Source organism: Psychrobacter sp. SHUES1, assembly GCF_001652315.1.
In the GTDB taxonomy this organism is placed as follows: domain Bacteria; phylum Pseudomonadota; class Gammaproteobacteria; order Pseudomonadales; family Moraxellaceae; genus Psychrobacter; species Psychrobacter faecalis.
In genome coordinates, this window is sequence record NZ_LXWA01000078.1 from 1 (window position 1) to 16,287 (window position 16,287).

General features: G+C 45.2%; 9 protein-coding genes and 1 pseudogene. 4 read left to right on the plus strand and 6 right to left on the minus strand.

From position 1 onward, the window contains the following. Window positions 1-370: 370 nt before the first annotated feature. A complete protein-coding gene (locus A7325_RS10635; RefSeq protein WP_156508538.1) occupies window positions 371-1,498 on the minus strand; it encodes an alkene reductase in 1,128 nt (375 codons plus the stop codon). A 194-nt stretch (window positions 1,499-1,692) separates the two neighbouring features. Here A7325_RS10635 and A7325_RS10640 point away from each other — a divergent pair, with 194 nt between their 5' ends. Next, entirely contained in the window at window positions 1,693-2,577 is an 885-nt protein-coding gene (locus A7325_RS10640) for a LysR family transcriptional regulator (protein WP_068408009.1), read from the plus strand. Between the two features lie 58 nt (window positions 2,578-2,635). On the opposite strand, the gene cobA is transcribed toward A7325_RS10640, so the two are convergent. The 5 genes from cobA to A7325_RS10665 form a co-directional block, all read right to left on the minus strand. Continuing rightward, window positions 2,636-3,565, minus strand: a complete 930-nt coding sequence (cobA, locus tag A7325_RS10645; RefSeq protein ID WP_068408011.1) for a uroporphyrinogen-III C-methyltransferase — start codon at window positions 3,563-3,565, stop codon at window positions 2,636-2,638. A gap of 109 nt (window positions 3,566-3,674) precedes the next feature. Continuing rightward, on the minus strand, window positions 3,675-6,785 hold the full coding sequence (locus A7325_RS10650; RefSeq protein ID WP_068408013.1) for a nitrate reductase: 3,111 nt from the start codon (window positions 6,783-6,785) through the stop codon (window positions 3,675-3,677). After that, window positions 6,782-8,224, minus strand: coding sequence for an NAD(P)/FAD-dependent oxidoreductase (locus A7325_RS10655; protein ID WP_082894383.1), 1,443 nt, complete (start codon window positions 8,222-8,224; stop codon window positions 6,782-6,784). Before A7325_RS10655 ends, A7325_RS10650 begins: the two co-directional genes overlap by 4 nt. A 76-nt stretch (window positions 8,225-8,300) precedes the next feature. Further along, window positions 8,301-10,379, minus strand: a complete 2,079-nt coding sequence (locus tag A7325_RS10660; protein ID WP_068408015.1) for a bifunctional protein-serine/threonine kinase/phosphatase — start codon at window positions 10,377-10,379, stop codon at window positions 8,301-8,303. Window positions 10,380-10,382: 3 nt separating this feature from the next. Further along, window positions 10,383-11,894 (minus strand): NarK family nitrate/nitrite MFS transporter, encoded by a 1,512-nt coding sequence (locus tag A7325_RS10665; protein ID WP_068408017.1) that lies wholly within the window; start codon window positions 11,892-11,894, stop codon window positions 10,383-10,385. 557 nt (window positions 11,895-12,451) lie between these two features. On the opposite strand from A7325_RS10665, the gene nirB reads away from it, so the two are divergent. From nirB to A7325_RS10680, 3 genes and pseudogenes are all read left to right on the plus strand, one after another. Continuing rightward, window positions 12,452-15,037: a nitrite reductase large subunit NirB gene (gene nirB, locus A7325_RS10670; RefSeq protein WP_068408019.1), complete on the plus strand. Its 2,586-nt coding sequence runs from the start codon at window positions 12,452-12,454 to the stop codon at window positions 15,035-15,037. A 45-nt stretch (window positions 15,038-15,082) separates the two neighbouring features. After that, window positions 15,083-15,490, plus strand: coding sequence for a nitrite reductase small subunit NirD (gene nirD, locus A7325_RS10675; RefSeq protein ID WP_068408020.1), 408 nt, complete (start codon window positions 15,083-15,085; stop codon window positions 15,488-15,490). A gap of 477 nt (window positions 15,491-15,967) precedes the next feature. Then, window positions 15,968-16,287: pseudogene (locus A7325_RS10680) on the plus strand (transposase); the annotation flags it as partial.

Here is a 16,287-nt window from a genome sequence, read left to right on the forward strand (position 1 = left end):
TATGTCACATACCAAGGTTCATGAACCACTTATTTTTATATTAACTATAGGTCATTGTTTTTAATAGAAAATTAACTCTTTTAAATCGTGAACCTAAATTTAGGTAGCCATAAGTTAAATAGACTGTTTTAGAGTCACTGATAGCATGGGTTTTGAGCGTCGGATAAAGTCCGACATATCCTACTAATATGCGTATCAGCCTGTCTTTCAAACTTTTATTCATTGCGTCTACCAACTGATAAATACTGACAAATAAAATATCTTTAGAATTATGTGCATTTTTACAGTGTCATCGTACCGCTTATACCCATCGCTTACTGCGGTGAAAACAAGGCCGTGATCGACCTTGTTTTATGCACTACTTTTTTGACTATTCTTGATAGCGAGGATAATCACTATAGCCAATGGCAGTGCCACCATACATCGTGGCAGGATCTGCCTCATTGAGTGGCCAATGATTGGCTATGCGTTCAGGTAAATCGGGATTAGCAATAAAAGGACGACCAAAAGCAAATAAATCCCCATAACCTTTAGATAATATATCGACCGACTTCTGCACAGTGTACTTACCGGCATAAATAATACGTCCTGAAAACTCAGCTCTGACCGCTTGATAAAAAGGCTCTGGCAAATCAGGCGCATTATCCCAATCAGCCTCTGCAATGGATAAGTAAGCAATGCCCGCCTGTTCAAGTACTTTAATCGCTTCAATATAGGTATGATGAGGGTCTGCTTCTACTAAGCCTAGATACACACGAGTCTCATCCGTGCTGGCAAATAAAGGCGCAAAACGTACGCCTAAACGATCAGCGCCAACCACTTCACTGACGGCGGCAACCACTTCTTTTAAAAAACGCAGACGATTGGTCAACGAACCACCATATTGATCATCACGTGTATTGCTATGCTTAGAGATAAATTGATTGACCAAATACCCATTGGCACAGTGTAGCTCTACCCCATCAAAACCTGCTTCTAGTGCGTTGCGCGCGGCTTGTGCATACATAGCGACCAATTCACCCACTTCTTCTGTGCTCAGTGCCCGTGGCTCACTTGGGTCGGCTAAAGCGCCCTCGCCTGGACCTGTCTCAATAAACACTTTGACGTTAGTGGCAGTAATGGCAGATGGAGCGATAGGCTGCGCTTGATTGGGTTGTAAGCTAGTATGAGACACGCGGCCAACGTGCCACAGCTGCGCAAAAATAATACTGCCTTTAGCATGTACTGCTTGCGTGACTTTTTTCCAGCCTTCAATTTGCGCTGGTGAATGAATCCCGGGCGTCCACGCGTAGCCTTGGCCACGCGGCTCAATCTGTGTACCTTCAGTCACCATAAAACCTGCTGAGGCACGCTGTGCATAATAGCTTGCCATTAAATCATTAGGGATATTGTCAGGTTGCGTGCTACGAGAGCGCGTCAAAGGCGGCATCACGATACGGTTTTTAAGGGTATAAGGTCCAAGTTGTACAGATGAAAATAACGCACTGGTATTTTTCATTTTTGGCACATTTAGCATAGCTTGTTTCATAACACTCTCTTTTAAAGCAAACGGATAGGCGTATTTTTTGAGCCACTGAATCTATTTTTAGGTTTAATGGGCTGCTTAAGTAATGTTGGTTAGCATAGAGTTTTGTAGGTACAATTAGAAACAAGCCTTTCTTGTCTAGGGTACAACTATTAATGGTAAGTGTTATGAATGGTATGAATCGGCTAGATATCAAGCAGCTTAGAGTATTGCAGGCACTACTTGATCTAAAAAATCTCTCGCAAGTTGCGCGCAAAATGGGACTGACGCAACAAGCGATTAGTGAGCAGTTGCGTAAGCTACGGGATTTGTTTGATGATCGTTTGTTTATTCGTCAAGGCAATAGCATGGTGGCAACACCAAAAGCACTAGCAATGCGGCAGCCGATTGACGAGATATTAAAACAGTTGGAAGTATTGTTAGAGCCAGAAGTGTTTACGCCGCAAACCTACAAAGGCGTCTTTACGATTAGTGCAACCGACTATGCGACGCAGGCATTATTGCCGCAGTTATTTAGTATCACACGCTGTGAAGCGCCTCATTTAAAGCTGATAGTGAGAGATTTTGCATCAGACAATATCAATCAGCTGATTGCGGCAGGCGAACTTGATTTACTGATTACTTTTCCAGAGTTTATCCCTGACAATTTATCGTATGTGACGCTATTTGAAGAACAGCATTTATGTGTGACGGGTTATAAAAACACCTTTGCAACAGAGATATTCACACTGGCGCAAGTTGCCGCACACCCACAGCTGGTGGTATCGCCTTCGCGTGCCAATTTGCGCGGATCGCATGATCAATGGTTTGCAGAAAAAGGGCTTAAACGCCATATTGTGATGTCAGTTCCTAGCTTTTCAGCCGTGCCAGATATCCTGCACACCACCGACATGATTGCCTTTTACCCTGCGCGACTATTACCAAATAATAAAGTCAAAGAGATTGAAATCGAAGCATTACCGCCCACCTTTAAGGTAATCGCAGCATGGCATCCACGTACCAGTGACAGTGGTATACATCGCTGGTTAATTGAGCAATTACGAAATTTATAGTTAAAAGATTAGCCTGTCTTAAAGTCATCTTATTGAGCATTTAGGCTAACCCTATATTTTATGCAACACTCTCAAAAGTAGGTATAAGATGTTTATCGGTGATGGATTGCTTAATATTGCAGACTGCACGCTTACCAAATGCACCAAGGTTGTAGTCTGCAAATTCATGATATAGCGTCACCACATCGCCCATAATCAGTAATGCTGGGGTTGGCAATTTCGCTTCGGCTTGCTGCTTAGCGATACTATCAAGCGTACCGATGAGCAGTTGCTGCGTGGGCAAGCTGGCATGGCTAATCACCGCAAAAGGCGTTTCGCTATCTCGTCCCGCTGCTATTAACCCTTCGGTCAATTCATCTAGCTGATGCAATCCCATATAAAAAACGACGGTTTGGGTGCTATCTAAATGCTCGTCATAGTTATTGTTGGGCGCTCCTGATTTCTTATATGCCGTTACAAACTTCACTGTCTGCGCATGGTCTCGATGCGTCAATGGAATACCTGTACTACTAGCAGCGGCACTGGCGGCAGTAATACCGGGAATAGATTCAAAAAAGATACCATGGCGTACCACTTCTTGAAGCTCCTCTCCGCCGCGCGCAAAGATAAAAGGGTCGCCGCCTTTAAGTCTTACAACTGTTTTACCTGCCAGCGCGTGCTTGACCAGCAGCTCATTGATGCCTTCTTGCGGCAGCGCATGATTGGCTCGGCGTTTACCGACGAATATCTTCTCTGCTGTTGGTTCGCACATATCCAAGATATCCTCTGAGACCAAACTATCATAAAGCACCACATCAGCGCTCTGCATGATTCGCAAAGCTTTTAGTGTGAGCAGCTCAGGATCACCAGAGCCTGCACCGACTAAATGCACAGTACCTACTTTTGTAGCTGCTATATTTAATGGCGCGTTTAGTGTATTGACGACACACTTTTTATTAGATAAATCGTTTGGAGGTAGTGTTGCGATAAAGGCAGATGAATCCGTCATGACGGTGACTCCTAATGATGCTGTTAGTGCAATATACGGTGCAAGCCCCATGCCATATTGATCAATTGGTTGTATTTCATAAGGCGGCTATAAGGAAGTTATAAGACAGCTATGACGCATACTCCTCAATAAGCGCATTGATTTGACCCACACACGAGCCGCAATTGGTACCAGCACGGCACGCTTCGCCCACTGCTTGTGCGCTATGACACTGCTGCTTGGCGATTGCATTGACAATAATGTTTTCTCCGACTGCCATGCAAGAGCACACCAACGGACCTGGATCGATATAGCCGGTAGCTGGACGGCCTGCCAGCAACCATTTATAACGCTGCTGTACTGGTATGGCATCGGTACTGGCAAAGCAGATGTCAAGCCAATGTGTACTAGGCAAATACATCACTTTTGGTGCAAAATAAATGGCTAATAGCAGCTGATCACTCGGCATAGCAGAGTCTAAAGGACTTGGTATATGGTCTAACGCCTCACTCCTCACCTCCGACTGAGTCGAGATAAAGCGTAGTTGCTTCTCTGGTTTACTCAAGGTGAAAGCGCTATTAACCGTCAGAGTATCGTCAGCATTGTCAATCAACAATCTTTCTGATACAGACTTTTGATAGTCATCGATAAACTGCTGCCAAAATTTAGGGTCAAGCAACTGCCTAGCTGTGCGCTCGGCTGGGCTGGCAAGAGTAATGAGCACACTATTGGCTTGCCTGCTGATACTCCATGTCAGCGCTGGTAGTGAGAGAGACGAACATGCACCATTTAACTCAAAATTTGTAGACGCTGTTTGCGACTCACCCGCTATTGCTTTCTTCTTAAAATGAGCAGTCATCGCACGCAAGTGCACTAATATGGTGTCCTGCAAATCAGGATGCACCATAATCTTGCCAAGTGTCTGCATAGGCACGGCGCTCATGCGAATCGCTGAGTTTTTTAGCTCAGGCTGTCCTGAATATTGATCTACAAATGTCGGGATGAGCGTCCCTACCCGTGCAAAGCTAGCAAAGGCATTACTCCAGTGTATGGGCATAAAGGCATCACCAACACGCATACTATCACTGATGGCGATTTGCGCTAAAACCGTTTGCTCGATATTCTCATTATCTGTATCGGCATTTTTACTAACATTATTCGTATCAATAGTTGTTGCCTCACTATTCGGCAGGATCTGCTCATAGCGAGAATGTAGCTGCACATAGTCGCCCTTTTCAACACCGAGTTGTTTGGCTTCATTAGGATGGACAGTCAGCGTCGGCACAGATTCATGTTGATTGAGCTGTGGCGACAGCCCTGTGCGTGTCATGGTATGCCACTGATCTCGTAGTCTGCCCGTAATCAGGCGTAGATTCACGGTTGAGGGGTCGAAGTCGAAGTGATGAAAATTAGGCAGGCTAGCACTATCTGAAGGCGTAATAGCAATGAGGTTTACTTGAGTGGGTGTAATACGCGCGCCACCCCACTGAAAGGGGGGTATTACCTCATAGTCAGCGCGACTTAGAACTGGCATTGGTAAGTCTTTAGCCAAATTGAGATAGCGCGGTTGATTGTTTTTTGATGCTGATTGACTAGGGTTGTTCTTAAAAGCAGTGAGCGCCACGTACTCATTAAATATCTCACTAGGATGATCATAATCAAACCCTGATAGCCCCATACGCCTCGCCACTTGCGAGAGTATCCACCAATCAGGTTTGGCAAGACCGAGTGCAGGCTTTACAGCGCGTTGTCTTGATATTCGTCGCTCAGAATTGGTGACTGTGCCTGACTTTTCACCCCAACCTTGGGCAGGTAATACAATATCTGCGCACTTAACCGTATCACTGTCTACCGAGCAGTCAGAGACAATGACCAAGTCACAAGCCGCTAATGCATGGCGAAATTTATCCGCGTCAGGTAAGCTCACGACCGGATTGGTTGCCATAACCCAAATGGCTTTAATCCGCCCATCTAAGATAGCATCGGCAGCATCGCACGCTTTGACACCTACTTCTGCAGTAATAGGCTGAGGTGCCTGCCAAAAGTCAGCCACCAGTTGACGATGCTGCTCGTTGTCTAGGTCTAGATGCGCGGCAAGCAGGTTAGCTAATGCACCGACTTCGCGCCCGCCCATCGCATTTGGCTGACCGGTGAGTGAAAACGGACTTGCACCTACTCGGCCCACTCGCCCAGTATACAAGTGAGTATTGATAATGGCATTGACCTTGTCGGTACCACTTGCAGATTGGTTGACACCCATGCTAAATGCCGTGACGGTTTTATCATTTGCAGCAACCAGCGCATAAAACTCCTGTACCAGATCCGCACTGATACCACATGCCGTCGCCACTTTATCAATCGTCCATGTTTTTGCGGCCTCTAAGGCGGGCTTAACATCATGACACTGCTTAAGATAGTCTTTATCACCACAGCCTTCTTGCTCAAGATAATGCAGCAGTCCGTTATATAAGTGCGTATCCGTGCCAACAGCAATGGGCACGTGCAAATCGGCAAATTCACAAGAATCAGTACGACGCGGATCAATCACGATTAGTTTTTTATTAGGATCACGCTTTTTGGCGGCTAAAAACCGTCCGAATAAGATAGGATGACACCACGCCATATTGGAGCCCACCAGCACCAATAAATCACAAGACTCTAAATCTTCATAATTACTAGGCACTAAGTCTGCACCAAAAGCACGCTTATGCCCTGCAACCGCTGAGGACATACAAAGACGCGAATTGGAATCGATATTATTATTACCAATAAAGCCTTTAATGAACTTATTGGCAACGTAGTAATCCTCAGTAAGCAGCTGCCCTGACACATAAAACATTACGCTGTCACGCCCGTGTGTCACGATAGTGTTATTCAAACGACTGGCAATATCATCCAATACTGCCTCCCACTCGACAGGCTGCGTATCTGTCGGTTGTCCTTTTGCTATTGTTCGCTGTTTGTTTTGATAATAAGGCTGAGTCAACCTGCGTTCAGTGCCCAATGTTTGTGCCAATGCACTGCCTTTTGAGCAGAGTTTGCCGAAGTTTGCTGGATGCTCAGGATCGCCTGTCACGCTGACTACACCTGCCTCATCGATGTTTGCTAGTACGCCGCAGCCTACGCCGCAGTAAGGACAAGTGGTACGAATAGGACTGATCAAATCCTCAGTGTAAGTTGTAATGCGAGAGGACGGTACGACACTGAAGGCTTGATCGTCATTTAAGATGGTGCTGCTCATGAGGCCTCTCCTATTAGGTGTGCGTCACTTGGCACGGCAGATTCGGGCTCAGCTGCTTCTATTTTCTCTACATCGCAATAGGCTTCGCCAAAGATAAGGTCTTCTTTTATCGAGGATATGTCACTGCCATCAGTGATCAGCTGACTATAAAACCCGCTTTCACTCACATCACCGTATAGTACCGTGCCAATAAGTTTGCTTGCTTTAATATAGAGACAAAGATAATGATCGAGGCTCGTTTGCTGATAAACCACGCGCTCTATCTGTGCCATTTCAATATCATCAAAAGCAATCTGACCTGCTGAAAAAGCGGCGATGCCAGATACTTTTAATTTTAAAGATAAAGGCTTGCTGATAAAGGGACGCCAGTGGTTTTTGTATTCGGTTATTCGTGAGTCACTACTAAGTCTCCTACTACTTGAGACGCTCGACTCTTTTAGGACAGAAACCAAAGTATCCACCTGTTGGTTGACAGGGGCTACCATACCGAACAGCTCACCATCTAGTTCTATACACTCACCAATCGCATAGACATGAGGACAGCTTGTATGCATAAAGTTATCTACGAGGATACCTCGGTTAACCTCAAGACCACTTTGCTGGGCCAGTGTCGTATTGGGGATGACGCCAACGGCCATGACAATAAAGTCTGCTGGCAGTGTGCGGCCATCCTTTAACAACAGACCATTAACCTCGTGTTGATCATTGACCGTAATACATTCTGTGTTGGCTAACACCTCCAGCTTGACACTTCGACTGAAGAGCTCTGCTTGTAGCAGATGAGCGGCGGGCATATCAAGCTGTCGGTTGAGAACATGACTATCGACATGAACCACTGTCATATCTGCCCCTTGAGATGCCAAAGCACAAGCGGCTTCCAGACCCAGCACCCCGCCACCAATGACAAGACCCTTTTTTGCTTGGCGCGCGTACTCCGTCAATACCTGCACATCAGCAATCTCTCGAAATACATGAACCCCCTTAGCATCATGATTGGCAAAAGGGATGACGCGAGCTTGTGAGCCAGTAGCAAGCACCAGCTCGGTATAATCCAGGGTTTGTCCATCACTCAATTTGACACACTGCTGATTGGTTTCGACTGCATCTACCGACGTGCCAGCCAATACCGTGATACCCAATTGCTCATATTCTGCTAGCTCGTATAAATATGTCTCTTCAAAAACCGACTCTCCTGAGAGTACGGGTGACAGCATGATACGGTTGTAGCCCACTTGCGGTTCTTTGCTAATCAGCGTGATGGGTAAATGAGCTGCGCCTTTTTCTTGGCTGCTTTGCTGCTGAGCACGTGCCAGCTCAATGGCAAAACGACTGCCTGCCATCCCAGCGCCTATAATAACGATGCCCGCAGTAGTCTGACGTCTAGAAGAAGCATTGGTAGAGAAAGCAGTATGGGTTGGTTCTGGTGAATCAAGTGACATAGGAAAATCATTCCTTAGCCGCAACACGCAGCGTTGAGTAAAATGGCTTGTCGTACTATTTACGTTTAACAAGGTTTTATGAAAAATAAATCAGCAACGATATGATAATGACAAATTGAATAAAGCAAATGCTGTGCCAAACCAATAAGGGATGACGTATGATCAGCGGTTCAGGGTCTCTGGTATTGTTACTATTATCGGGATTAAAGTCTTGTAAGAACTCGCCAATCGCTTGATACCTTGCCTGCGTACTAGAGTGTAGTGCACGCATCAACGCTTGCTGGCTGGTAGCGGGCACTCGGTTTTGACGCAGGCGCGCGGCAGGTACAACTAGTGAGACAGATGGGTTCATCAACTCTTGCGAGCTAAATGGTAGCTCACCTGTGAGTAACTCATAACCAATCACGGCAATGGAAAACAAATCAGAATGCACGCCTTTTGGGGCATCGGTGTAATATTCTGGTGCAGCGTAGTGCAAATCGCCATTAGGAGGACGCGTACTATCTTTTAGTATGGAGGAGCTAGCAGAGCCAAAGTCGATTAACTTGACCGCACCTGATTGAGTTAATAATATATTTTCAGGCTTGATATCTTGATGCAGTAGGTAGTTTCGATGCATCACACGGACCGCCATGCCGATCTTAGTGAGTAAATCGTAAGTTTGCCAAATATCACAAGGGGCTTGACGATCCATAAAAACTCGTAGGCTCTCCCCTTCGATATATTCCGTTAAATGATATAAATAAGTGCTACTGGCAGGCACTGGGTAGTAGCGCAAAAGCCCCGATGCATTAGACGCATTGAAAGTAGCATTCAGTTTTTTAGAGACATCACTGGTTAAAAGCGGATCATGGGAGGATACGCTATTGGGGTTCACTTGATTGTAAGCGGGCTCACCAATACGTTTGTGCTTGGACAGGCTCAAACCGATTTTACGTTCCTTTAAAAACTCACGTAGATAATACCCATCAGCAATGACATTGAGACTTGGCGACTTCAAAACAAATGCATGCTGGTCGTTATCCTCTACTAAATACACCTCACTGCGAGCCGTACGCGCGATGATTTTTTTGACCACAAAATTATCAATCTGTGCCCCTACTGCCAAGCCCGTTGGTAAGCGATAGTGATTGATATCCTGAGCATGACTACGGTCGCTATCCAAACCTTGATCAAGCGCAATGGCGTTGTCTGTTTCTCTGTGCGTTTTGGTTTTTGTGATTTCATCGTTCATACCCAGCATGATTACACTGAGATTATCATGGCTACCCTCGCTAAAGGCGTGCTCACATAAACGCTGGCTCATCTGAAGATGGTCGATGATTTGATTGGGACATGCTACTGATTGGTGCATGGCCTGTACCGCAGCACACAGCTCAAACTGTAACTCTGCTGGCGTAATAGACTCATAAACCCCATCGGTCATGAGCGCCAAACACTCGTTTTGGTGCAAAGTGAACACAGATTGTTGCAGCTCCACTCGTGTGTCAGCACCGATAGCAGCAGACAGGGCTCCTTTATCCCGTCCATGGTGGATATGATGGTCTTTGGTCAATAGCACCATACTGTCGATACCGATACGATAGATACGAGAATCGCCCGTATGAAACAGATGAATACGGTCGCCTATGCACAGCAGCCCTGATAGCGTGGATAATAAGGCGGGCAGGCGCTCATAGGCTTGCGGGAAATAAAGCGCATCATTGGCTTGGTGCACCGCCTCCTTAATCACGATGGCAACTTGATCGTCATCAAAGCGGTGTAGTGGATTTGGCGATTGCTCTTGAGATTCGCTTGATATCTCATTTGCTTGCACCCTATCTGTCTGTACCATCTCTGCAAGTTGTGAGGTGATATGGTGTGCCACCGTGTTTATCACTGACTGACTGGCTTGTTTGGGAAACTGGCAAGCACTGACCCCATCAGCCATCAGCACCAATAAAGGCGCTGTAAAAGAGGGATGAGCCCCATGAAACGCTGACGATGATAACGATGGAAACCCATAAGGTAGGCAGGTCGTTATGAGTAGGCTATCTTGGTTCTCAGCTTTGCGTCCTGCCATCGTAAAAAAATCAGGCAGCCACAATGCAACGTCCGCATCATGGCTGCTTACTTGATTTGTTTGTTTAGGCGCTTGTTTGACGCTCTCATGCATAATTTAGCTCACTTGTATTTGAGCAAAGCTGCCATCTGGCATCTCTTCAATAATAACGCCTTCAGGCTCTTTTAATAAAAACAGCGCCAAGAAGCCAATCACTGCTGTTGCGGCAATCACAAAGAAAAACACCTGATACGATACCAGACTCAGTACAGTTAGATAGACCACTGACCCGACGTTACCGTAAGCACCCGTCATTCCTGCAAACTGACCTGTCATACTACGTTTAATCAAAGGAATCACAGCAAACACTGCTCCCTCACCCGCCTGTACAAAGAAAGAGCAGAACATGGTAATCAACAGCGCAAGTGCGATCGGCCATGAAGAGTCAACGACACCCATCAACAGATAACCAATAGCCAAACCTGCGGTAAGAATCAACAGCGTGATTTTGCGACCGAATTTATCACTCAACCAGCCGCCGCCTGGACGTGACATCAGATTCATAAAGGCGTAGCTTGATGCCAAGACACCTGCCATGACAATCGATAAGTTAAAGGTTTCTTGATAGAAGAGTGGCAGCATAGAGACCACAGCCAACTCTGAGCCAAAAGTCGCAAAGTATAAAATATTCAAAATACCTACTTGCTTAAAGTCATATCGGTGAGCTTTTGGCACAGGCGTGGTAAATACTTCCTTATTAAAACGATAACTACTGATAAATTCATAAACGTATAACACCACCAACGCAATATAGACGATGTTGACACTTGCCTGACTCAGCAAACTCACACCAGCTGGTGATAATTTCCACGCCAATAAGGCCAATGCCAAATACATTGGCAGTTTAAATACCATCATGAGCCAGAAGTCACCTGATGAAGTTACCATCATGGCACCCGATTTTTTAGGTTTGAAATACGTAGCACCCTTAGGGGTATCACGTACCATCTTGTAAAAAATCACACTATAGAGCATCATAACCACCCCTGAGGTAGCCGTTGCATAACGCCAACCTTCCTCACCGCCAAAGATGGCAGCGGCCGCAATAGAGACTGTCGGTAGTAGCAGTGCCGCGGCGGCAGAGCCGAAATTTCCCCAGCCCCCATAGATACCTTCAGCTGTACCCAGCTCATTAGCAGGGAACCAGTCACTCATGAGACGAATACCAACCACAAACCCTGCACCAACGAAACCCAATAAAAAGCGTGATAGCGCTAACGTGTTGTAATCTTGCGCAAAAGCGAAGGTGAGACAAGGAATAGCGCCAATGGCTAAAATTGCAGTGTAAACAAGCCGCGGACCAAAGCGATCGGTCAACATGCCAATGATGACCCGAGCTGGGATAGTCAAGGCAACATTTAATATCAATAAAGTTTTTACCTGGTCTTTGGTGAGGTTCAAACTCTCCCCAATCGCAGATAAGAATGGCGCATGGTTAAACCACACGAAAAAGGTGAAAAAAAACGCCATCCACCCAAGATGGAGAATTTTGTTTTTACCGCTAAAAGAAAAGATATTCAGCTTGTTTTTATTTGGTGCAGTAGGGCTCGGTGATGGCGATGACGACATAAGCGGTTTCCTTAAATAGTGAAATTTAGGGCCAACAGGGAAAGTCGAAGAACATATTGTATTGAACGAGCTAACCTGTTAGAGCATTTAAGGGGGTGCAATGGCTGTGCCAGCTGCCGCTATGAGCCGTGTTGTGAAGATAAAATTTACCTTTGATAAAAGCGTCTATACGTTGCTATAGATGACATCCAAGTAGCTTGGATAAATTACTCATACTCTAATAGCTATATGAAAATACTAACTTTATCGAGATAAATTTAAAATCCTCACTGCTATAAAAACAAACAAATTGGTGCATAGTTTTATCTATTTTGGTGCATCTATTTTTTATATCCTCACATTCAATGAGCGAAGACTGTCTTATTTATCATGCCTATTCATATACTCGAAAATACCACGCTGCCTTAGAAAGACACTGTCATTGACACAGGCTTTCTTCTGTAGTAATCAGCCTTTCGCTTAGAAATATGGTGCTATATAACGGTGCTTGGCACAGTTATTGAAGGTGTAATTGCTGTAAGCACTATTTAGATAAACGCATGACTAAGGATAATCACATGAGTAGCACTATAGTGAGTAAGGCAGGTAAAACTAAGTTGGTAGTGATTGGCAACGGTATGGTTGGGCATCATTTTATTGAGCGCGCCATAGAAAAAGGCTTACACGATCAGTTTGAGATTCACGTATTTGCTGAAGAGGATCGCCCAGCTTATGACCGGGTGTATCTATCGAGCTATTTTGAACATAAAGATGTGAGTAAACTAAACTTAGTGGACTTGAGCAGGTATGAGGATGCGCAGATTCAGTTGCATCTCAATCAGCGAATCACAAACATCGATGCCGCCAATCAATGTATCAGCACGGAAGAAGGTACCCAGATAGACTATGCTGAATTGGTATTAGCAACAGGCTCCTATCCGTTTGTGCCGCCAATTCCAGGGCGCGAGCATCCGCACTGTCATGTCTATCGTACGATTAAAGATTTGGATGATATTCTCAGTACTGCTGAGAAGCCAAAAGTCAAAAAAGGTGTCGTGGTCGGGGGTGGCCTGCTTGGCCTTGAGGCAGCCAAAGCCCTAGTCACACTAGGATTAGAGACTTACGTAGTCGAGTTTGCGCCTCAGCTGATGGGCGTACAGCTCGATGCTGCTGGCGGTGATATTTTAAAGCGTAAAATTGAAGCCCTTGGGGTCAAGGTATTAACAGGTAAAAATACTAAGGCCATTATCGACAACACCCTATCGGATGAAGCATCGTGTCATTTAACCATGCAGTTCGCTGATGATACCTCATTAGATACCGACATGATCGTCTTTAGTGCGGGTATTCGTCCGCAAGATAGCATTATCAAAAGCAACCCTGAATGCGGTATTGAAATCGGCACCCGTGGCGGTATTCTGATTGATGAAGCTTGCCGTACCAATGCCCCGAATGTATATGCCATTGGAGAGTGCGCCGTATGGGACAACACCGTTTTTGGCTTGGTCGCGCCAGGTTATAGCATGGCCAGTATTTGCGCCGCTCAAATTGCAGGCGATCACGCTCAGACCTTTACAGGCGCTGACATGAGCACCAAGCTCAAATTGATGGGTGTAGATGTGGGCAGTATCGGCGATGCGCACGGTGCAACAGAAAACAGTTTGAGCTATTTATACCAAAACCCTGCGACAGGTATCTATAAAAAACTGGTCACAACGCCTGATAACAAGCGCTTGCTTGGCGCGGTATTGGTCGGTGATACCGAAGACTATAACAATCTATTACAGCTATACCTCAATGATGTCGACTTGCCTGCCCATCCTGAGAGCTTGATTTTACCGAACGTTGAAAAACCAGCAATGGGTATAGAGAACTTACCGGATAGCGCTACGATTTGCTCATGCTACAACGTCACCAAAGGCGATATTTGCACGGCGGTTGAGAACGGTGCGTACTCCATTGCCGAAGTAAAGTCTTGTACCAGTGCAGGTACAGGCTGTGGTGGCTGTGCTCCTATGGTGAAAGACACTTTAAGCTACCAGTTAACGACCCTTGGTTTTGAGGTCAATAACGACTTATGTGAGCACTTTGCTTATACCCGTCAAGAGATCTATAGCTTGATTCGTGTTCATGGTATTAGAACTTTTGATGCGCTACTGGAGGAGCATGGTAAAGGTCATGGCTGCGAGATTTGCAAACCTACGGTCGCCTCCATCTTGGCCTCATGCTGGAATGATTATGTGCTCAAGCCTGAACTGACACCGTTGCAAGACAGCAATGACTACTATCTGGGAAATATACAAAAAGATGGCACCTATTCGGTCGTACCTCGTGTGCCGGGTGGTGAAATCACTGCTGATAAGCTGATCATCCTTGGACAAGTCGCCAAAGAATTTAATCTATATACCAAAATTACGGGTGGTCAGCGCGTGGATTTATTTGGTGCACGTCTAGACCAACTACCTGATATCTGGACACAGTTGGTGCAAGCCGGTTTTGAGACTGGTCACGCTTATGGTAAGTCGTTAAGGACGGTTAAATCCTGCGTGGGTAATAACTGGTGTCGCTACGGTGTCGATGACAGTGTCGGCTTAGCACTAAGATTAGAAGACCGCTATAAAGGCGTGCGTTCACCGCACAAGATAAAAATGGGCGTGTCTGGATGTACACGCGAGTGTGCAGAGGCACAAAGCAAGGACTTTGGTATTATCGCCACCGAAAATGGTTGGAATTTATTTGTCTGTGGTAATGGCGGTATGACCCCGCGTCATGGCGAATTGTTTGCCACTGATCTTGATAGCGATACGGTCATCAAATACATCGACCGTATTATCATGTTTTATATCAAAACAGCAGATAAGCTCCAGCGTACCTCAAAATGGCGCGAGAGCTTAGATGGCGGATTGGCGTATTTACAAGCCGTCATTGTTGAAGACAGTTTAGGCATCGCTGATGAGCTAGAGGCGCAGATGCAACTGCTGATCGACAACTATGTGTGTGAGTGGAAAGCCACCATCACCGATAGCGAAAAGCTCAAACGCTTCCGTCACTTCGTCAATAGTGAACAAGGAGATGACAATGTGGTCTTTGTCACCGAGCGCGAGCAGATCCGCCCTGCGACCGATATTGAAAAAGCTAAAATCCTAGCGACTGAGCTGTCTTAATCACCGCTTAATAACTTTCGATCATACACCAATAAGGATAATCCAATGAACCAGTATGTAGTTTGTAGATTAGAAGACATTCTCCCTGAAACTGGTGTTTGCGCACTAATAGAGGGCAAACAAGTAGCAATTTTTCGTACTAAAGACAATAAACTATTCGCGCTTGATAACTATGATCCCTTTAGTCAGGCCAATGTATTATCTAGAGGGTTAGTGGGTGGTACTACTGTTACCAACGATGGTGGCATTGATGAAGCGGTGTTGTATGTGGCTTCACCTATTTATAAGCAGCGCTTTAACATTGCTACCGGTCAGTGCTTGGATGATAACAGTGTAATGCTTGCTACTTATGATGTTGAGCTTGATATTAGTTTTGAAGGTAATGATGTGATTATAAAATATGAGCAGTTAGAAACGTCATCTACGACACTACTCGAAATAGAGGCTGTCTAAGCTGTTGGTTTACATTTACATCTGTTTTAGTCAATACTCAATAGTTGATAGACAGTGGTTGATATAATATTCAAGATTGCATAATAATCTGAGATAGGCTTTGAAATTAAAACCTTCTCAGATTATTACCTGCTTTAGTCTCATACCGATACAAGATACTCTTAGCTTCTGCTTTAAAATCCTGTGGATTCATTTCTGTCTGAGTGGTAATGTCAGGTTTCTGGCTGGCCTGTTTCTCTGAGTCACGGAATAAGGTATTCTGCGCCTCTTATCTAAAATCATGCTCACTAAGTGCTGTTTTAACTTTTATAGCCTTCATATTATTGATTTGCTCATCACCATTTTGCCTTTCATTTTTTGTCTCATCTCGTGGTGAAATGAAAGTAGGAATAGAATTAGGGCGTGTCTTCAATTGGATAAGGCATAAATAATAGTTACAATACCGCATCTACTGAGTCGATGCGAGAAATACAAGTTATGGCAAGAACAGTACTAACAGATACGCTTTGGGATCAATTGCAATCAACGATGACACAGCATGGCTGCTATCAAACTCAAAACAGTCGAGAGGTTATGGAAGCCATACTGTGGAAACTACGTACAGGCGCCCCTTGGCGTGATATACCTGAAGAATTATGCCCATGGAAAACCGCTTACAACCGTTTCAATCGATGGTCAAAAACGGGTTTGTGGGAGAAATTTTTTTTAGCCTACGAAAAGAAGTTGATACGGAATGGGTATTCATCGACGGAAGCTATGTTCGCTGTCACCAGCATGCAAGTGGAGCTCGGCTTGGT